Source organism: Mesorhizobium sp. B2-1-8 (assembly GCF_006442545.2).
Lineage (GTDB): Bacteria > Pseudomonadota > Alphaproteobacteria > Rhizobiales > Rhizobiaceae > Mesorhizobium.
On sequence record NZ_CP083952.1, the window covers coordinates 139,176 to 158,857 of the forward strand.

At 63.8% G+C, this 19,682-nt stretch carries 17 protein-coding genes; 10 read left to right on the plus strand and 7 right to left on the minus strand.

What is annotated here, in order from left to right; all coding sequences use genetic code 11:
* Window positions 1–194: 194 nt before the first annotated feature.
* From FJ970_RS00660 to FJ970_RS00705, 10 genes are all read left to right on the plus strand, one after another.
* On the plus strand, window positions 195–674 hold the full coding sequence (locus tag FJ970_RS00660) for a formate dehydrogenase subunit gamma (protein ID WP_140757980.1): 480 nt from the start codon (window positions 195–197) through the stop codon (window positions 672–674).
* Window positions 671–2,227, plus strand: coding sequence for a formate dehydrogenase beta subunit (locus tag FJ970_RS00665; protein ID WP_140757981.1), 1,557 nt, complete (start codon window positions 671–673; stop codon window positions 2,225–2,227). Before FJ970_RS00660 ends, FJ970_RS00665 begins: the two co-directional genes overlap by 4 nt.
* Before the next feature lie 10 nt (window positions 2,228–2,237).
* On the plus strand, window positions 2,238–5,150 hold the full coding sequence (gene fdhF, locus FJ970_RS00670) for a formate dehydrogenase subunit alpha (protein ID WP_140757982.1): 2,913 nt from the start codon (window positions 2,238–2,240) through the stop codon (window positions 5,148–5,150).
* A gap of 280 nt (window positions 5,151–5,430) precedes the next feature.
* Window positions 5,431–6,255, plus strand: coding sequence for a formate dehydrogenase accessory sulfurtransferase FdhD (fdhD, locus tag FJ970_RS00675; RefSeq protein ID WP_140757983.1), 825 nt, complete (start codon window positions 5,431–5,433; stop codon window positions 6,253–6,255).
* On the plus strand, window positions 6,245–6,556 hold the full coding sequence (locus tag FJ970_RS00680; RefSeq protein WP_140757984.1) for a formate dehydrogenase subunit delta: 312 nt from the start codon (window positions 6,245–6,247) through the stop codon (window positions 6,554–6,556). Before fdhD ends, FJ970_RS00680 begins: the two co-directional genes overlap by 11 nt.
* A gap of 107 nt (window positions 6,557–6,663) precedes the next feature.
* Window positions 6,664–8,217, plus strand: coding sequence for an alpha/beta fold hydrolase (locus FJ970_RS00685; RefSeq protein WP_140757985.1), 1,554 nt, complete (start codon window positions 6,664–6,666; stop codon window positions 8,215–8,217).
* A 106-nt stretch (window positions 8,218–8,323) separates the two neighbouring features.
* Window positions 8,324–8,803: a carboxymuconolactone decarboxylase family protein gene (locus tag FJ970_RS00690; protein WP_140757986.1), complete on the plus strand. Its 480-nt coding sequence runs from the start codon at window positions 8,324–8,326 to the stop codon at window positions 8,801–8,803.
* An 82-nt stretch (window positions 8,804–8,885) separates the two neighbouring features.
* On the plus strand, window positions 8,886–9,248 hold the full coding sequence (locus FJ970_RS00695) for a nuclear transport factor 2 family protein (RefSeq protein WP_140757987.1): 363 nt from the start codon (window positions 8,886–8,888) through the stop codon (window positions 9,246–9,248).
* 42 nt (window positions 9,249–9,290) lie between these two features.
* Window positions 9,291–9,605 (plus strand): hypothetical protein, encoded by a 315-nt coding sequence (locus FJ970_RS00700; RefSeq protein WP_140757988.1) that lies wholly within the window; start codon window positions 9,291–9,293, stop codon window positions 9,603–9,605.
* Between the two features lie 353 nt (window positions 9,606–9,958).
* A complete protein-coding gene (locus tag FJ970_RS00705) occupies window positions 9,959–11,368 on the plus strand; it encodes an FAD-binding oxidoreductase (protein WP_140757989.1) in 1,410 nt (469 codons plus the stop codon).
* Window positions 11,369–11,497: 129 nt separating this feature from the next.
* Here FJ970_RS00705 and FJ970_RS00710 read toward each other — a convergent pair whose 3' ends face one another.
* The 7 genes from FJ970_RS00710 to FJ970_RS00745 form a co-directional block, all read right to left on the minus strand.
* Complete coding sequence (locus FJ970_RS00710; RefSeq protein ID WP_140757990.1) at window positions 11,498–12,925, minus strand: gamma-aminobutyraldehyde dehydrogenase; 1,428 nt, start codon at window positions 12,923–12,925, stop codon at window positions 11,498–11,500.
* Between the two features lie 112 nt (window positions 12,926–13,037).
* On the minus strand, window positions 13,038–13,853 hold the full coding sequence (locus FJ970_RS00715) for an ABC transporter permease (RefSeq protein ID WP_140757991.1): 816 nt from the start codon (window positions 13,851–13,853) through the stop codon (window positions 13,038–13,040).
* Complete coding sequence (locus FJ970_RS00720; protein ID WP_140757992.1) at window positions 13,843–14,808, minus strand: ABC transporter permease; 966 nt, start codon at window positions 14,806–14,808, stop codon at window positions 13,843–13,845. The genes FJ970_RS00715 and FJ970_RS00720 overlap by 11 nt, the downstream gene beginning before the upstream one ends.
* Before the next feature lie 211 nt (window positions 14,809–15,019).
* Entirely contained in the window at window positions 15,020–16,018 is a 999-nt protein-coding gene (locus FJ970_RS00725) for an ABC transporter ATP-binding protein (protein WP_140765483.1), read from the minus strand.
* A 196-nt stretch (window positions 16,019–16,214) separates the two neighbouring features.
* Window positions 16,215–17,369, minus strand: a complete 1,155-nt coding sequence (locus FJ970_RS00730; protein ID WP_140765485.1) for an ABC transporter substrate-binding protein — start codon at window positions 17,367–17,369, stop codon at window positions 16,215–16,217.
* 212 nt (window positions 17,370–17,581) lie between these two features.
* A complete protein-coding gene (locus tag FJ970_RS00735) occupies window positions 17,582–18,427 on the minus strand; it encodes a class I SAM-dependent methyltransferase (protein ID WP_140765487.1) in 846 nt (281 codons plus the stop codon).
* 300 nt (window positions 18,428–18,727) lie between these two features.
* Complete coding sequence (locus FJ970_RS00745) at window positions 18,728–19,633, minus strand: LysR family transcriptional regulator (protein ID WP_140765489.1); 906 nt, start codon at window positions 19,631–19,633, stop codon at window positions 18,728–18,730.
* Between the last annotated feature and the right edge of the window lie 49 nt (window positions 19,634–19,682).

The window sequence follows — 19,682 nt, forward strand, 5'->3', positions numbered from 1 at the left end:
GCTAGAGAATGGAGGCTGAGCGTTGTCGATAGAAAATTTCTATCAAACGACGGGACAGCTTTATTGATCTCGGGGGTTTCCTCTGATTTCGTAAGGACTTAGCGATATTGCGCCCTGTGCATGTCGTTACCCCAAAACCGCTCTATATCTTGGGGTGACATATATCGGGCCGCCATGACCAGGGAGGGCGCTGCATGACCGTGCAGCCTGCAAGTACCGAGATCGCGTCGCGCATTGCGGCGATCATCGAGGAGTTGAAGGACCTCGAAGGTCCGTTGCTGCCGATCCTGCACGGCATCCAGGAAGAGTTCGGCCATGTGCCGCAGGCCTCGCTGCCGGTCATCGCCGACGGGCTGAACCTCTCCAGGGCCGAAGTGCACGGCGTCGTCAGCTTCTATCACGATTTCCGTGCCCGGCCGGCCGGCCGGCACGTGCTGAAGCTCTGCCAGGCGGAAGCCTGCCAGTCGATGGGCTCGGACGCCGTCGCCGCCAGGGTCAAGCAGTTGCTCGGCATCGATTTCCATGAGACCACGCATGACGGATCGGTTACGCTGGAGCCGGTCTATTGTCTCGGGCTGTGTGCCTGTTCGCCGTCGGCTATGCTGGACGGCGAGGTGATCGGACGGCTCGATGACGAGAAGATCGACGAGATCGTCGCCGAGGTGCGCTCATGACCCCACGCATCTACATTCCCGGCGATTCCGGCGCGCTGGCGCTGGGCGCGGAAAAGGTCGCCAAAGCGATCGCAAATGAACTGGCCGAGCGCGGCATCGATGCCAAGATCGTGCGCAACGGCTCGCGCGGCGCCTATTTCCTCGAACCGATGGTCGAGGTGGCGACAGACAATGGCCGTGTCGCCTACGGGCCGGTGAAGCCGTCGGACGTGAAGAGCCTGTTCGACAGCGGCTTTCTCCAAGGCGGGTATCACAAGCGCTGGCTGGGTGCGCCCGACAAAATCCCGTTCCTCGCCAAGCAGACGCGGCTGACCTTCGCACGCTGCGGCATCAACGACCCGCTGTCGCTCGATGCCTACAAATCGCTCGGCGGATTGAAGGGCCTGCAGAACGCGGTGGCCATGGCGCCCGCCGACATCGTCAAGCAGGTGACCGACTCCGGCCTGCGCGGTCGCGGCGGCGCGGGCTTCCCGACCGGCATCAAATGGAAGACGGTGCTCGACACGACATCGGAGCGCAAATACATCGTCTGCAACGCCGATGAAGGCGACAGCGCCACCTTCGCCGACCGCATGATCATGGAGGGCGACCCCTTCGTGCTCATCGAAGGCATGGCCATCGCCGGCATCGCCACCGGCGCGACCAAGGGTTTTGTCTACATCCGCTCGGAATATCCGCACGCGGTGGCTGTCATGAACAAGGCGGTCGAGATCGCCCGCAAGGCCGGCGTGCTCGGCGTCAATGTGCTGGGCTCGCCCAACGCCTTCGACATGGAAATCCGCGTCGGCGCCGGCGCCTATGTCTGCGGCGAGGAAACCTCGCTCTTGAACAGCCTGGAAGGCAAGCGCGGCGTGGTGCGCGCCAAGCCGCCGCTGCCCGCGATACAAGGATTGTTCGGCAAGCCGACGGTGATCAACAACGTCATCTCGTTGGCCTCGGTGCCTATTATCATGGATAAGGGCGCCACCTTCTACAAGGATTTCGGCATGGGCCGCTCACGCGGCACGATCCCGATCCAGATCGCCGGCAACGTCAAGCAAGGCGGCCTGTTCGAAACCGCTTTCGGCCTGACACTGGGCGAGATCGTCGACGATATCGGCGGCGGCACGTCCACTGGACGTCCGGTCAAGGCGGTGCAGGTCGGCGGGCCGCTCGGCGCCTATTTCCCGCGCGCCTTGTTCGACACGCCGTTCGACTACGAAGAATTCGCCAAGCGCGATGGACTGATCGGCCACGCCGGCGTCACAGTTTTCGACGATACTGCCGACATGCTGAAGCAGGCACGCTTCGCCATGGAGTTCTGCGCCATCGAAAGCTGCGGCAAGTGCACGCCTTGCCGCATCGGCTCGACGCGGGGCGTGGAAACCATCGACAGGCTTGCCGCCGGCATCGAGCCGGAGAAGAACCTCGCTTTGGTCACGGACCTCTGCAACACGATGAAGTTCGGTTCGCTCTGCGCGCTGGGCGGCTTCACGCCCTACCCGGTGATGAGCTCGATCACGCATTTCCCCGAGGATTTCAAGCCCGCGCCGGCGCGCGTGGCTGCTGAATAGGAGCTGGCAGATGAACATCAAGGCCGACTTCCCGACGCTCATCGAAGAACTCGATTACGGAACTCCGCAGTCGAAGGCCGAGAAGCAGGTCACGCTGACCGTCGATGGCCGCAGCATCAGCGTGCCGGAAGGCACGTCGATCATGCGTGCGGCGATGGAAGGCGGGGTGGAGATTCCGAAGCTCTGCGCCACCGACATGCTGGACTCCTTCGGTTCCTGCCGCGTCTGCCTCGTCGAGATCGAAGGGCGCGGCGGCACGCCGGCCTCCTGCACGACGCCAGTCGGCGAAGGCATGGTGGTGCGCACGCAATCGGACAGGCTCGACGCCATCCGCCGCGGCGTCATGGAACTCTACGTCTCCGACCATCCGACCGGCTGGAACGAGAAGGCGGGAACCGGCGCCAGCGAGTTCGATGTGGTGGCGAAGTCCGTCGGCCTGACCGAAAACCGCTACGGCGTCGAGGGCCGCAACCACGTCAAGGAAGAAAATGGCGTCGCGCCCGGCCATGGCTCGCTTGCGGTCGACTACATCGCCCGCGATGAATCCAACCCCTATTTCACCTACGATCCGGCTCAGTGCATCGTCTGTTCGCGCTGCGTGCGCGCCTGCGAAGAGGTGCAAGGCACTTTCGCGCTGACCATCGAGGGCCGCGGCTTCGAATCGCGCATGGTCGCCGGCATGCACGAGGACTTCATTGCCTCGGAATGCGTCTCCTGCGGCGCCTGCGTGCAGGCCTGCCCGACCGATGCGCTGCGCGAGAAAACCGTGCTCGAAAAGGGCCTGCCGGAGCGCTCGGCCGTGACCACCTGCGCCTATTGCGGCGTCGGCTGCTCGTTCAAGGCCGAAGTGAAGGGCGACGAGGTCATCCGCATGATGCCCTACAAGGAGGGCATGGCCAACCACGGCCATTCCTGCGTCAAGGGTCGCTTCGCCTATGGCTACGCCACCCACAAGGACCGCATCCTGTCGCCGATGATCCGGGAAAAGGTCAGCGATCCCTGGCGCGAGGTGAGCTGGGAAGAGGCGATCGCCCACACGGCCAAGGAATTCCGGCGCATCCAGTACCAGTACGGCCGCACCGCGATCGGCGGCATCACCTCCTCGCGCTGCACGAATGAGGAGACCTATCTCGTCCAGAAGCTGGTGCGGCAAGGCTTCCGCAACAACAATGTCGACACCTGCGCACGCGTCTGCCATTCGCCGACCGGCTATGGGCTCGGCCAGACCTACGGCACCTCGGCCGGCACGCAGGATTTCGATTCCGTCGAATTCACCGACGTCGCCGTCATCATCGGCGCCAATCCGGCTTCGGCGCACCCGGTGTTCGCCTCGCGGCTGAAGAAGCGGCTGCGCCAGGGCGCAAAGCTGATCGTGCTCGATCCGCGCCGCACCGAGATGGTCAAGTCGGCGCATGTCGAAGCCGATTACCATTTGCCGCTGAAGCCCGGCACCAATGTCGCCGTGCTGACGTCGCTGGCGCATGTCATCGTCACCGAGGGGCTTTTCGACGAAGCCTTCATCCGCGAGCGCTGCGACTGGGCGGAATTCCAGGACTGGGCGTCCTTCGTCGCCCTGCCGGAAAACAGCCCCGAAACCGTGGGCAAGCTGTCGGGCGTCGATCCCGAGCTGATCCGCGGTGCGGCGCGCCTCTACGCCAAGGGCGGCAATGGCGCGATCTATTACGGCCTCGGCGTCACCGAGCACAGCCAGGGCTCGACCACGGTGATGGCGATCGCCAACCTCGCAATGGCCACCGGCAATATCGGCCGCCCGGGTGTCGGCGTGAACCCGCTGCGCGGCCAGAACAACGTGCAAGGCTCGTGCGACATGGGCTCGTTCCCGCATGAGCTGCCGGGCTACCGGCACATTTCGGGCGACGCGGTGCGCGACATCTATGAGAGCCTATGGGGCGTGAAGCTGGACGACGAACCCGGCCTGCGCATCCCCAACATGCTGGATGCCGCCGTCGACGGATCGTTCAAGGGCATCTACATCCAGGGCGAGGACATCCTGCAGTCCGATCCCGACACCAAGCACGTCGCCGCCGGCCTTGCCGCGATGGAATGCGTGGTCGTGCACGACCTCTTCCTCAACGAGACGGCGAACTACGCGCATGTCTTCCTGCCGGGATCGACCTTCCTCGAGAAGGACGGCACCTTCACCAATGCCGAGCGCCGCATCAACATGGTGCGCAAGGTGCTGGAGCCGAAGGCGCGCTACGCCGATTGGGAGGCGACGCAGGAGCTCGCCCGCGCGATCGGTCTCGACTGGAACTATACGCATCCGTCCGAAATCATGGACGAAATCGCCAAGACGACGCCAAGCTTCGCCAATGTCTCCTTCGAACTGCTCGACCGGGTCGGCTCCGTGCAATGGCCCTGCAACGACAAGGCACCGCTCGGCACGCCGATCATGCATGTCGACGGCTTCGTGCGCGGCAAGGGCAAGTTCATCCGCACCGAATATGTGGCGACGGACGAAAGGACCGGACCGCGCTTCCCGCTGCTGCTGACCACCGGCCGCATTCTCAGCCAGTACAATGTCGGCGCGCAGACACGGCGCACCGAGAATGTCATGTGGCACTCCGAGGACCGGCTGGAAATCCATCCGCACGACGCGGAAAACCGCGGCCTGCATGATGGCGACTGGGTGCGGCTGACCAGCCGTTCGGGCGAAACGACGCTGCGCGCGCTGATCACCGACCGGGTGTCGCCGGGCGTGGTCTACACGACCTTCCACCATCCCGACACGCAGGCCAACGTCATCACCACGGACTTCTCCGACTGGGCGACCAATTGTCCGGAATACAAGGTGACCGCGGTGCAGGTCGGCGCTTCCAACGGCCCGTCGGAATGGCAGCGCGACTATGACGAACAGGCCAAGCAGAGCCGCCGCATCGCTCCGCTGCAGGCGGCGGAGTAGCTGTGTCGAGGCATTCGACAACAAGAGCTTCAATCTTGACGGCTGATCGACCCCCACTCCGTCGAGCTTCGCTCGACACCTCTCCCCCGATCGACGGGGGAGAGGAAAGGCGCGCGCTTTTGCCGGGAGGCACCCTTCCTCTCCCTCCGGAGGGGAGAGAGGTGGCGCTGCGAAGCAGCGACGGAGTGGGGGATGGCCTGGGAGAACAATCGCCGATTGAAGCAAGAAACCTTCAGCGCTTCCTGAGCGAAATGGCCGGCAGGCCAAAGGTTGGCGCCTCGTGACCCGCCCTCCTATCACCCAAATCTCCAGACTGGCCCACCGCGCCAGTGGCACGGCTGCGGCCAACCGCATGGTGCCGGAGGAGACGCCGGTGGCGTTCTCCTTTGCCGGCACCACGCATGCGGTGATGATGGCGAGCCCCGCCGATTTCGAGGATTTCGCGCTCGGCTTCTCGCTGACCGAAGGCATCATCGCTGCGCCCGACGAGATCGAAGCTATCGATGTGGAAGATCATGGCGCCGGCATCGATATCCAGATCCGGCTGAAGGATCAGGCCAATACGCGGTTCGAGGCGAGGCGCCGGCGGCTTGCCGGACCGGTCGGCTGCGGGCTCTGCGGCATCGAATCCATCGAGGAAGCGATGCGCTCGGTCGATGCGGTCGGTGCGTCGAAACTTACGCTTGAGGCCGACGACATCACCCGCTCGGTCAAGTTGCTGTCGAAGGTGCAGCCGCTGCACACCGAGACCGGCGCCGTGCATGCCGCCGGCTTCTACGTTCCGGGCAAGGGCGTCATCATGGCGCGCGAGGATGTCGGCCGCCACAATGCGCTGGACAAGCTGGCGGGCGCGCTGGCCAAGGCCAATATCGATGGCGCATCGGGCGCCGTCGTGGTGACCAGCCGTGTTTCGGTCGAGATGGTGCAGAAGACGGCGGCGATCGGTTCGGCCTTCATCATCGCCGTTTCCGCTCCCACCGCCCTTGCCATCCGCACGGCGCAAGAAGCCGGCATGACACTGGTGGCGTTGGTGCGCGGCGACGATTTCGATGTTTTTACCCACCCTGACCGGGTGATCTCCGGAGTTACCCAGCATGTCGCATGACGAAGAGCACATCATGAGCACACGGGAAAAGCTGGTGCGCATGGCCAACCAGATCGCCGCCTTTTTCCACTCCAGGCCACGCGAGGAAGGCGTTGCCGGCGTCGCCGAGCACATCAACAAATTCTGGGAGCCGAGGATGCGGCGCCAGTTCTTCGAGATGCTGGACAGCGGCGGTGAGGGCTTCGACGAACTGGTCGTGGCGGCTTCGGCCAAGATCAAACGGCCGATCACGTCGGCGGAGGCCGATCTCAAACTCGGGCTCGAGGCTTTTCCGGGCGACGTCACGGCGTCGCAAAGATAGCCTCGGCGCCGGCTTATATTTCTCTTTGCTAAAGTTTAAGCTGCCGCAAACGGCGCGGCTCTGCTATGGTTGGCGATCAGAAATCGTCAGGCCGGGCGGACAACCTCGTGAGGCCGATCGAGACCCGATACGCCCTTAGCGGCGAGGTGCGGATCGCCTATCAGGTGGTCGGCCAGGGATCGTTCGACTTCGTCTTCGTGCCGGGCTTCATCTCCAATCTCGACCTGCATTGGGAAGACGAGGGGTATACCCGGCTCCTGAAGCGGCTTTCGGCGTTCTCCCGACTAATCCTGTTCGACAAGCGCGGCACGGGTCTCTCCGATCGCGTCGATGTCCATCACCTGCCCAGCCTCGAAACCCGTATGGACGATGTGCGCGCGGTGATGGATGCGGCGGGCAGCGGCCGTGCTGCCCTGCTTGGCGCTTCCGAAGGCGCGCCGCTGGCCATGCTGTTCGCCGCCACCTATCCGGAGCGGACGCGGGCGCTGACGCTCTATGGCGGCTATGCGCATTTCCACAAATGGGTGATGCCACCGGAGCGTCTGGACGCCTTCATCGCGATGGCCGAGACGGCTTGGGGCACTGGCGCCACCTTGCCCAATTTCGCGCCAGGCCGGGTTGATGACGCCCGGTTCTCAAACTGGTGGGCCCGCTTCGAACGACTGTCGGCGAGCCCGACCGCGGCGGTGGCACTGGCGCGGATGAACGCCGAGATCGATGTGCGCGGCGTGCTGGCGGCGATCAGCGCGCCGACGCTGCTGATCCATCGCCGCAACGATGTGCGGGTCGACCCCGACGCCAGCCGTTTTCTGGCCAGGAAGATTCCCAACGCGCGACTAGTCGAAATCCCGGGGCGCGACCATCCGATCTGGACCGGCGATGTCGACCGGGTGGCCGACCTGATCGAGGAATTCCTGACCGGCGAACGCGCCGTGGGGGAAGCGGAGCGCGTTCTGGCGGCGCTTCTGGTGACACGCATCTATGACACGGCACGGCTTGGCGACAGGATGTGGAGCGAACGCAGCGAGCATTTCCACGAGATATGGCGGGCACTTGTGGGCCGCCATGGCGGGCGCTGCACGGATGTGCATGGCGAAATGATGATTTCGCGCTTCGACGGCCCGGGGCGGGCCTTGCGCTGCGCGGCGGCATTGCGCGACGCGGCGCAACAAATCGGTGTGGCAAGCGCGCAAGGGGCGCATGTCGGCGAGATCGAATTGCGCGGCCCCCCCGCAGGATTGACGGGCCGCGTGACGATCCAACTCGCCGCTCACGCCGGGCGCGGCGAGATATTGGCGTCGAGGCTGGTCGCCGACCTCGCAGCCGGCTCGGGGCTTCATTTCGCCGACGCTGGCCGTGTCAGCATCGACGAACTGGACGAGCCCATGGCGCTGGTCCTTGCGATGTCCGAACAGCACCTGGAGCCGGCTTGTCGTCCCAAGGCCAAGGCGAGCGAACCGGCTTGCCTGACCGCGCGCGAGAGCGAGGTGGTGAGCCTGATCGCCGACGGCAAGAGCAATGCCGCGATCGCCGCCGAACTCAGGCTGAGCGAGCACACGGTCAAGCGCCACGTCGCCAACATATTGCTCAAGCTCGACCTGCCATCGCGAGCGGCGGCGGCGGCATTTTCCGCCAGGCAGACTGGCCCGGACGGGCCATGAGGGCCATGGCGCTTTCGGGCGAAGCAGGCACACCGGTGTAAGCGCTATCAATTCCCCATGCAGTCCAGGCGGATATCGCCGAAAGGCGCTGCGAACGGAGGATGAGATGCTCAAGTCAAAACTGAATGTCAGATCCCTTATGGTCGTGGCAGGCATTGGCGTGCTGACCACGACCTCTCCCGTAAGAGCAGAGGATGCATCGGCGACCGCCGCCTACAAGGACATCCGGGCGACGCTCGGCTCGGTGCCGGACATGTTCAGGACACTGCCTGATGTCGCCATCGCCGGCGCCTGGGCCGAGATCAAGGGTGTGCAGCTCAACCCCAAGACCGCGCTTGATGGTAAGACCAAGGAGTTGATGGGGCTCGCGGTCGCGTCGCAGATCCCGTGCCAGTACTGCATCTATTTCCACACCGAAGCCGCCAAGCTCAACGGCGCCAGCGACGAGGAGATCAAGGAGACGATCGCGATGGCGGCAATCGTGCGCCATTGGTCGACGATCCTCAACGGCAGCCAGGTCGATCTCGCGACCTTCAAGAAACAGACCGACGACGTGTTCGCGGTCGTCAAGGCCAAGTCGCAGTGACGACCCGGCTCGGCGATGAGTGCCGGGCGACACCTCAAAGCATGAACCGCCCGATCGCAACGACGGGCATATGGAGGACAAAATGCTGACCAAGACCCAGACAGTGGACGGCGCGGCGATCAAGAAGGCGATCGAAGGCCGTGATGGAAAGATGCTGTCGAGCTTCTATGCGGACGACGCGCTGGTGCGGGTGATCGACCGCAACAACCCGCCGAGCAAGCCACGCGAAATCCGCGGACGCGCGGCGATCACGATGTTCTGGGACGATATCTGCAGCCGCGCGATGACCCACAAGGTCGATGCAACCATCGCCGACGGCGACAGCCTGGCCTTTACCCAGGCCTGCGCCTATCCGGACGGCACGAAGGTGTTCGCCGCGGCGATGCTGGAACTCAAGAACGGGCAGATCGCGCGGCAGACCGTCGTGCAGGCCTGGGACGAGTAAATCAGCCGCAGGCTCAACCGCAAGTGATGGAGGAGAACCAACATGTTCAGCGCCAGATGGCAGATCGACGCCAGGTTCGGACACAAGCAGACCGTGCTCGAACTGATGCGAAAATGGGAACGCGAGATCGGCTCACAAGTCGGTCTCGCCGACCTGCAGTTCCAGATCATGACCGGCTCGATCGGCGCGCGCGAAGCGACGGTCGAGTCTCACCACCAGGTCGAGAGCCTCGCCCAGTTGGAGGCGTTCTTCGCCAAGATCGGCAAGATCGACGCGCACGCCAAATGGGGCAAGGAGTTGGAGCCCTATGTCGTGTCAGGCACCAGCCTGTGGCAGATTTTCCGTATCGTCGAATAGTTGATGTCGGATAGCCGTGGCCCAGCCCCTGGGAGGCGGCGAGTACCAAGGAGGGTGGCTGCGAGGCGGCGGCCACCTTCATCATGCGCCATGCGATAAAGGCAAAGCCACGAGGCGTGGCTCCCGCTCTCCTATACGGTCAATCTCTTCGGCGGCTTCCGGCTGCCCGCCATGGCTCTCCTGGGCCATTGCCCATTGGCCCTTTCGGGCGAAGCAGCGGGGACAGGATCGGTGCAATGTACTCGCCTCTGCTCCATCCAACGCATCCGCCCCGAGGGAGGCGGCACAACGAAGCAACAAGATGCGTCGCGCCGACGCCGCATAGCGCCGGCGCAATCAAAGGGAGAAAACCGATGACCGACGAAACCCATGCAAAACTGCGTGAAAACCTGCGCGGGGGGCTGATCCTGCGTGACGATGCCGGATATGACGAAGCACGCAAGATCTACAACGGCATGATCGAAAAGCACCCGCTGCTGATCGCACGCTGCGCCGATGTCGCCGACGTGATCACCGCCGTGAGATACGCGCGCGACAACGACCTCCTGATCGCCGTGCGCGGCGGAGGGCACAATGGTGCCGGATTGGGAATTTGCGACAACGGCCTCGTCATCGACCTGTCGACGATGAAGGGGGTCCATGTCGACCCGAACAGGCGCACCGTGAGGGTCGCGCCCGGCTGCACGTCCGGTGACGTGGACCACGCCACCCACGCTTTCGGGCTCGCCGTCCCGTTCGGCATCGTCTCGACCACGGGCGTTGCCGGCCTTACTCTCGGCGGAGGGACGGGCTATCTCACGCGCAGATACGGTCTCACCATCGACAATCTTGTCGAAGCCGATCTGGTGCTGGCCGATGGCAGCGTGGTGAGGGCCAGCAAAAGCGAGAATCCCGACCTGTTCTGGGCGCTGCGGGGCGGCGGCGGCAATTTCGGCGTAGTGACCAGCTTCCTGTTCCAGGCCCATCCTGTGAACATGATCTTCGGCGGCCCGGTATTCTGGGAGGCCAAGGATGCTCAGGCCGTCATGCAGGTCTATCGCGACTACCTACCGGAGGCGCCGGAAGACCTGGGTGCTTTTGTCGGCCTGAAGTCCGTGCCCTCGACCGATCCCTTCCCGCGCGAGTATTGGGGCAAGCGCGCCTGCGCCATCATCTCCTGCTACAACGGCACGGAGGAAGACGGGCGCAAGGCGATGGCGCCACTGCTGGACAACTTGCCGCCGCCGATCTTCAACTGGATGGGCGTCATGCCATACCCGGCGTTGCAGGCGCTGTTCGATCCGCTGCTTCCGAAGGGCCTGCAATGGTATTGGAAGGGCGATTTCGTCAAGTCGCTTCCCGACGAAGCCATCGCGACCCATATAGCGCAGGCCGCGCAAGCGCCCAGCGAATTGTCTCTCATGCATCTTTACCCGATAGACGGCGCCGTGCGCCGCGTCGGCAAGGACGAGACTGCCTGGAACGCACGCGACGCAAGCTGGTCAATGGTCATAGCCGGCATCGATCCCGATCCGGGCAAGGCGGCCGACCTCACCAAGTGGGCCAAGAATTACTGGGCGCGCATCCATCCCCACAATGGCGAAGGCGGCTACGTGAATTTCATGATGGAGGACGAAGGGGAAGCGCGCTTGCGGGCAAGCTATGGCGCGAATTACGAGCGGCTGAGCCAGGTGAAGCGGACCTATGACCCATCCAACGTCTTTCGGGTCAATCAGAACATCAAGCCCGCGCCATCCGGGGTACAAGGCAGGACGGCGGCTTAGCTGGCGGATCGCTGCTTATGCCGCTTAGGCGGTCTTCCCTCCGCAAAAGGCAGGGCCTTATAGAGAGTATAGTAACGCTTGACGCCCTCCTTCAGACAAAGGGCGTCAGCGCCGCGATGCGATATCCCCTTACCCGTGAGCCACCATGACATGGCGCACGGCGGTGTAGTCCTCCAGCGCGTAGAGCGACATGTCCTTGCCGTAGCCGGACTGTTTCAGTCCGCCATGCGGCATCTCGTTGGTCAGCATGAAATGCGTGTTGATCCAGGTGCAGCCATATTGCAGGCGGGCAGCCGTTGCCATGGCGCGTGAAACGTCCTTCGTCCATACCGAAGACGCTAGGCCATAATCGCTGTCATTGGCCCAGTTCACAGCGTCGTCGACCTCCGAGAACCGGGTAATGGAGACGACTGGGCCGAACACTTCGCGGCGCACGATCTCGTCCTCCTGCAGCGCGCCGGCGACGACAGTCGGTTGATAGTAGAAGCCGGTGCCCTCGCCCGGCTTGCCGCCGGTGGTGATCTCGATGTGCTTCAGTTCCGAGGCACGCTCGACGAAGCTCGAGACGCGGTCGCGCTGGCGGCGCGAGATCAGCGGCCCGATCTCGTTCTCGGTGTCGTCGGGCTGGTTGTATTTGATGGTCGAGACCGCGGAGGAGAGGTCGGCGACGAGCTTGTCGTAGATCTTCTTGCCGGCATAGATGCGGCAGGCGGCGGTGCAGTCCTGGCCGGCATTGTAATAGCCGAAGGCGCGCAGGCCGTTGACGACGGCGCCGAGATCGGCGTCGTCGAAGACAATGACCGGCGCCTTGCCGCCGAGTTCCAGATGCGTGCGCTTGACCGACTTGGCGGCGGCCTGCAGCACCTTCTTGCCGGTGGCGACGTCACCGGTGATCGAGATCATATTAACCTTGGGGTGATTGATCAGCGTGTTGCCGACGCTGTCGCCCCGGCCAAGCACGACATTGACGACGCCTTCGGGCAGGATTTCGGCCAGGATCCTGGCCAGTTTCAGCGCCGTCAGCGGCGTCTGCTCCGACGGCTTGAAGACGACGGTGTTGCCGCCAGCGATCGCCGGCGCCAGCTTCCAGGCCATCATCATCAGCGGATAGTTCCACGGCGCGATCGAGGCGACGATGCCGATCGGATCGCGCCGCACCATGGAGGTGTGGCCGGGCAGATATTCGCCCGCGACGACACCCGGCATGGAGCGGACCGCGCCGGCGAAGAAGCGGTAGCAGTCGACGATCGCCGGGATTTCGTCATTGAGTACGGCGTTGATCGGCTTGCCGCAGTTCAACGCCTCGAGCGTGGCGAATTCCCTGGCTTCGGCCTCGATGCGGTCGGCGATCTTCAGGAGGTAGCCGGAGCGCTGCGCCGGCGTGGTGCGCGACCACAAGACGAACGCTTGTTCGGCGGCAATGACTGCCGCCTCGATCTGCGCTTGGCTGGCCTCGGGCAGGTTGAGAATGGTCGCCCCGGTCTTTGGGTTGAGGATCGGCTCCTCGGTCTCGGTGCCCTTCTCGAATTTCGAGCCGATCAGCATCTGGGTGTCCATTGGATTCTCCTTGGGCAGAAGTAGTGAGTAGTGAGTAGTGAGTAGTGAGTAGTGGATGAGTTTCCACCGTGGATTCGGCTATTCCCTACTCACTACTCACCACTCACTTCTTTCATTTCCCGCTTCCGGCGATCTGGTCGCCGTCGCGGGTCAGGTAGTAGGCAAACAGGATCGGCAGCAGCGTCACCAGGACGACGACCATGGCGACGACATTGGTGACCGGGCGCTGGCGCGGACGGATCAGCTCTTCCAGCATCCAGATCGGCACGGTCTGTTGCTGGCCGGCGGTGAAGGTGGTGACGATGACCTCGTCAAAGGACAAAGCGAAGGCGAGCATGCCGCCGGCGAGCAGTGCGGTGGCGATGTTGGGCAGCACGACATGGCGGAAGGTCTGAAAGCCGTCGGCGCCGAGATCCATCGAAGCTTCGATCATCGAGCCCGAGGTGCGGCGGAAACGGGCGACCGCATTGTTGTAGACGACGACCACGCAGAAAGTGGCGTGGCCGAGCACGATCGTCCAGAACGAGAACGGGATGTCGGCGAGCGCGAAGGCCGAGCGCAGCGCGATGCCGGTGATGATGCCGGGCAGTGCGATGGGCAGGATGACCAGCAGCGAGATGGTTTCGCGGCCGAAGAATTTCGTCCGCGACACGGCGGCGGCGCACAGCGTGCCGAGCACCAGCGCAATCGTGGTCGAGATGGCAGCGACGCGGACCGACAGCGACAGCGCTTCCCAGACATCGGGCCGGTTCCAGGTGACGGCGAACCATTGCGTGGTCAGCCCGGGCGGCGGCCAGACGAAGCTCTTCTCCTCGGTGGTGAAGGCATAGACGAAGATCAGCAGGATCGGTAGATGCAGGAAGAGCAGGCCGCAGGCGGCCGCGATCTTGAGGCCGACGGGAGCGGATTGACCACGATCAGAGCGCATCGAAGGCCCCCATGCGCTTGGCGCCCCAGAGGTAGAAACCCATGATGACGATGGGCACCACGGTGAAGGCGGCGGCGAGCGGGATGTTGCCGGCGGTGCCTTGCTGCGAATAGACGGCCTGGCCGATGAACAAGCGCGAGGTGCCGATGATCTGCGGGATGATGTAATCTCCCAATGTCAGCGAGAAGGTGAAGATCGAGCCGGCGACGATGCCGGGCAGCGCCAGCGGGAACAGCACGTTGCGGAAGGTCTGGCCGGGCGAGGCGCCGAGATCGGACGACGCCTCGACCAGATTGCCGGGCACGCGCTCGAGTGCCGCCTGGACCGGCAGGATCATGAAAGGCAGCCAGACATAGACGAAGACGATGAAAGTGCCGGTGAAAGACACCGACAGCGAATTGCCGCCGACCACGGGCAGCGACAGCCAGGCATCGAGCAGCCACAGCAGATGCAGCTTGGCGAGCAGCCAGGTCAAAATGCCTTCCTTGGCCAGGATCAGCTTCCAGGCATAGATCTTGACCAGATAGCTCGACCACAGCGGCAGCATGACGCCGAGATAGAACAGCGCCTTCCAGCGGCCGCGCGCATAGCGCGCCGCGTAGTAGGCAATGGGGAAGGCGACGATGGCCGAAGCCAGCGTGACCAGGGCCGCCATCGTCACCGTGCGCAGGATGATGTCGAGGTTGGCGGCCTGCAAAAGGTCGCCATAGGTCTTCAGCGTGAACTCGCGGTTGATGAGGCCGGAGAACTCATCGATGGAGAAGAAGCTCTGCGCCAAAAGCGCGAACAGTGAGCCGATATAGACGATGCCGAGCCACAGCACCGGCGGCAAAAGCATGAGCAGCAGCAGGACTTGCGGCCGGCGCCAGAAGAGGTCGGAGAGCGCACCGCGCATGCCGCCGCTGCCGGGCAGGATGGCGGGTAAGGGATTGGGGTTGAGGGCGGCGATCGTCATGACGGATGCACAGTTCTGCTGACGCCGTGATCCGTCGCGCCCCCCTCTGTCCTGCCGGACATCTCCCCCACGTGGGGGGAGATTGGCAGCTCGTGCGCGGCGCCAGCCTTCAGACGTTGGAGATTGGCGAAGGCCGATGCGACATCCGATCTCCCCCCTAGAGGGGGAGATGTCCGGCAGGACAGAGGGGGGCGCATCGCGCAAACCTTCATCATGCCTGCTCATCCATCAGATGCAGGTGCTCGCGATTGAACGTCAGCACCACCGCCTCGCCCTCCGCCGGCAAGGCAGTGCCGGCAGGCACCACGGCGTGCAGTTTCAACCCGTCGGCATCAAGCGCCAGCCTGGTCGTGGCGCCGAGGTAGTTGGTCGAGACAAGCCGCGCGGCGACGCCCTCGCCGCTTGCGGCGCGGCCGACGCGAATGGATTCGGGCCGCAAGCTCCCCCAGCGGCTCTGGCCGGAATAACGCTGGACGAAATCCGGCGGCAGCACGTTCGAGGAACCGACGAAATCGGCGACGAAGCGCGTGCTCGGCCGCTGATAGATGTCCTCCGGCGTGCCGATCTGCATGATCTTGCCATCGTTGAAGACGGCGACGCGGTCGGCCATCGACAGCGCCTCGCCCTGGTCGTGGGTGACGAAGACGAAGGTGATGCCGAGCGCCTTCTGCAGCGATTTCAGCTCCTCCTGCATGTTTTCGCGCAGCTTGAGGTCGAGCGCGCCGAGCGGTTCGTCGAGCAGCAGCACCTTGGGCTGGTTGACCAGCGCACGCGCCAGCGCGACACGCTGGCGCTGGCCGCCGGAAAGCTGGCCGGGCCGGCGCGCGCCATAGCCGGGCAGCCGCACCAGCGACAGCGCTTCTTCCGCCGCCTTGTGCCGCTCGGCCTTGCCGACACGCTTGACCATCAGCCCGTAGGCGACGTTGTCGAGCACGTTGAGATGCGGGAACAGCGCGTAGTCCTGGAACACGGTGTTGACGTTGCGGCGGTAGGGGGGCACGCCCTCGGCGCGTTCACCGAAGATCGAGATCGAACCCGATGTCGGCTGCTCGAAACCGGCGATCAGGCGCAGGCACGTCGTCTTGCCGGAACCGGACGGCCCGAGCATGGCGAAGAATTCGCCTGGTACAATGTCGAGGTCGACAGCGTCGACCGCGCGAACGCTGCCGAAATGACGCGAGACTTTTTGAAAGGAAACGGCTGGGGTCATGTGGTGTCCTGATCTGTCAGGCTCGTCAAATCTTGGGGTTTGGCGCTGCCCCTCATCGGCCTGCCGGCACCTTCTCCCCGTATTGAGACGGGGAGAAGGGACGCGCTTCAACGCCGATGATCCCCTCTCCCCGTTCTTCACGGGGAGAGGGCAAGGGTGAGGGGCAGCGCCAACTATCGACGAAGCGAAGCGAAAATTATCGTCCGCCGATGACGCCGATATAGTCCGACACCCAGCGGTAGTAGGGCACGCACTGGTCGTTCTGGGTGGCGCATTTCGAGACCGGCGTCTTCCAGAACTTGATCTTGTCGAAATTGTCGTAGCCGTTGGTCTTGCAACCTTCCTCGCCGAGCAGCTCGTTGCCTTTGCAGGCGGCCGGCACGACCGGCAGCGAGCCGAACCAGGCCGAGACATCGCCCTGCACCTTCGGCGCCAGCGAATGCTCGAGCCACATATAGGCGCAGTTCGGATGGGCCGCGTCGGCTTCCATCATCGTGGTGTCTGCCCAGCCGGTGACGCCTTCTTCCGGCACGGTCGAGGCAACCGGCTTCTTGGCGGCGACCAGCGTGTTGACCTGATAGGGCCACGAGCCCGAGGCGACCACGCCTTCATTCTGGAAATCGTCGACCTGGATGGCGGCGTCATGCCAGTAGCGGCCGACCAGCGTGCGCTGGACGCGCAGCAATTCGAGCGCGGCCTTGTACTGGTCCTCGTTCAGTTCGTAGGGATCCTTGATGCCGAGTTCCGGCTTGTGGAACATCAGGTAGTTGGCGGCGTCGGCGATGTGGATCGGCCCGTCATAGGCCTGGACGCGGCCTTTGTTGGACTTTCCGTCCGGCAGCTTCATTTCCTCGAAGACGACGTTCCAGCTCTTCGGCGCTTCCTTGAACACCTCGGTGTTGTACATCAGGATGTTGGGACCCCACTGATAGGGGATGCCGTAATGCACCTTGTCGACGGTGAACCAGGGCGCGTCCTTCAGCCGGTCGTCGACCGTCTTCCAGCTTGGGATGAGATCGGTGTTGATCGGCTGCACGCGCTTGCCGGCGACGAGGCGCAGCGAAGCATCGCCCGAAGCGGTGACGAGGTCGAAGCCGCCCTCGTTCATCAGCGACACCATCTCATCCGACGTGTTGGCGGTCTTGACGTTGACCTTGCAGCCGCTCTCCTTCTCGAAGGCGGTGACCCAGTCATAGCCCTTGTCGGTCTCGCCGCGCTCGATATAGCCCGGCCAGGCAACGATGTTGACCTGACCTTCGCCCTTGCCGAGTTCCTTGACCTGGGCGATGGCCTGACCGGAGAAGGTCAGCGCGACCGTCAAAGCAGTGCACGACTTCAGGAATGAATTCATCATCGATCTCCCATTTGGCGCGTGATCCTGAAACCGCTCCGGTTTTCGCCAGATCACGCGCGGACTGAAAACTTGTCAGCTCGTCCGTGGGACCTGACGCCACTCTAATGGCGGCTTTGGTCCCTGAAACGGAAGGTGCTTTGAAAATTCCGGTTTCGCAAATTCATTTATCAGAAGGGCGATATCGGTTTTGCCGATAGCAAGAGGCCCCTTCAAGCCAGCGCCGTCACAAGCCAGCAGGCGGCATTGAAGCGAGCCTCACCGTCCTCCACGAAAGGCGCGTACGCAGCAGGCAACACCGTAGTGATTTTTTCGGCCGTTACCCGGTCAACTTCGCGCAGCGTGGCGGCGACCGGCCCTAGCCGGGTGGCAAACGTCATCAGATCGCCTTCGGCGATCTGACACAGGACGTTCGCCTGTTCGACTTTGATTGACGACCAGCCGCTCGCTTCAAGGATCCGCTTCACTTTGGCGCCGTCGGCAAAGGCAAACTGTCCCGGCGCATCGGGGTCTGGCGCGGGTGCGGGCGGCAGGAAAGGCGCAGCCGCTCGCGCGGCGGTCGTCATGAAATCATTCTCGACCGGACTGCGCCAAGCAACAAAGGCGAGTTTGCCACCGCGCCTTGCGGCTTGTCTTATATTGGAGAACGCGGCCACTGGATCATCGAAGAACATAACACCAAAGCGCGAGACAACAGCGTCGAAGCGTCCTGGTTCGAACGCATGCGCCTGGGCATCGCCCACTTCGAAACTTGCGTTTGCTGCCCCTTCCACCCGCGCGCGCTCCGTCGCCAGGGCGACAAGCGGCCGCGAGATGTCGAGCCCAACACAATTTCCGTCGTTGCCCACGCGGCGCGCCATCGTCAGGGTTGTGGCGCCGGCGCCGCAGCCGATGTCCAGGACATTGCCCCCCTCCCCGGGATAGCCGGCATCGACCACCAGCCGCTCCAACGGTGCCAGTATCTCGTCGAGGATCGGCTGCATCTCGACCCAGGCCTTCCCGCTGACGTCGTTCCAGAGCGCGGCTTGGCGTGTGTTTGGCTGCGCGGATTGCGGCATAACGGGCCTCACTTTCTGTTGCTCTCACCGATCGTCGCGACATTCTACGAGTCCGAGCCGACTTGAGGTCAAGCATAAAAGATATCGACATTGCCAAAGTGCCGCGCCGCACCGGCGTGCCCGCCTGACACTTCGCTACTACCAGGAGAAGGGCCTCATCGCTTCGATCGGCCGTCGCAGCCTGCGCCGCTTGTTCGACCCGACCGTCCTGGAACGGCTCGCCTTGATCGTGCGCAAGACTGGCGACGTCAGCCTGGAGTAGGCCACACCAGGCGTCAGCCTGGAGTAGGCCACACCAGACTAGCGGCGGACCGTCCGCTGCGACTGGGCAAGGCCGACGAAGTCGCGGGCCGCCTGCGGCAGGCCGGAGCCCCGCCGCCAGACCATGCCGACCTGCACCACCGGCAAGGAGCCCGAAATGTCGCGCGATTCGATGCGGTCGCCTTCCAGCGACCAGGGCCGGTAGACGAGGTCGGGCAGCAGCGCCACACCGGCGCCGGTGGCGACTAGGCTGCGCACGGCTTCCACGGAACGGGTGCGGAAGGCGACATGCGGTCTGGCGCCGATCGCCGTCAGCAGCTTGCCGGTGTTCTCCTCGATCTCGTCGACGGTCAGCATGATCAGCGGTTCAGAGGCGATATCGCCGATGCCGATGATGTCGGCGCCAGCCAAGGGATGGCCGAGCGGCAGCCACAGCCGGTAAGCCGAGACTTCGAGGATTTCCGATTGCAGGGCAGTGCGGTCGCGCAAATTGGAGGTGACCATGACTGCAATGTCCAGCTTGCCGCCGATCAACAGGTGTTCGAGGTAGTCGCCATTGTCCTCGATGGCCGAGACCTCGACGCCCGGATAGGCGCGGCGGTAGCGTGAGAGCAGATCCGACAGCACGTAGCCGGCGACAAGCGAGGTGACGCCGAGTTGCAGCCGCCCGCCCGCAATGGCCTGTTCGCCGGAAAAAGAGCGGCGCGCGTCGGACACGTCGGCGAGAATCTTTGTCGCGTGACGCAGGAACTGGTGGCCCTTGTGGGTGATGTTGAGACCGCGCGGATGGCGTTCGAACAGCGCGACGCCAAGATCGCTTTCAAGTTCCTTGATCGCCTCGGTGACCGACGATTGCGAAATGGAGAGGTTTTGCGCCGCGCGCGACACCGTGCCTTGCTCGGCGACGGCGATGAAGAACTGCAACTGGCGGATGGTGAAGGCCATGGCCGGACTAAACACCGGCAGGCAAGCGAAGGAAAGCCGGCTGCGGAGC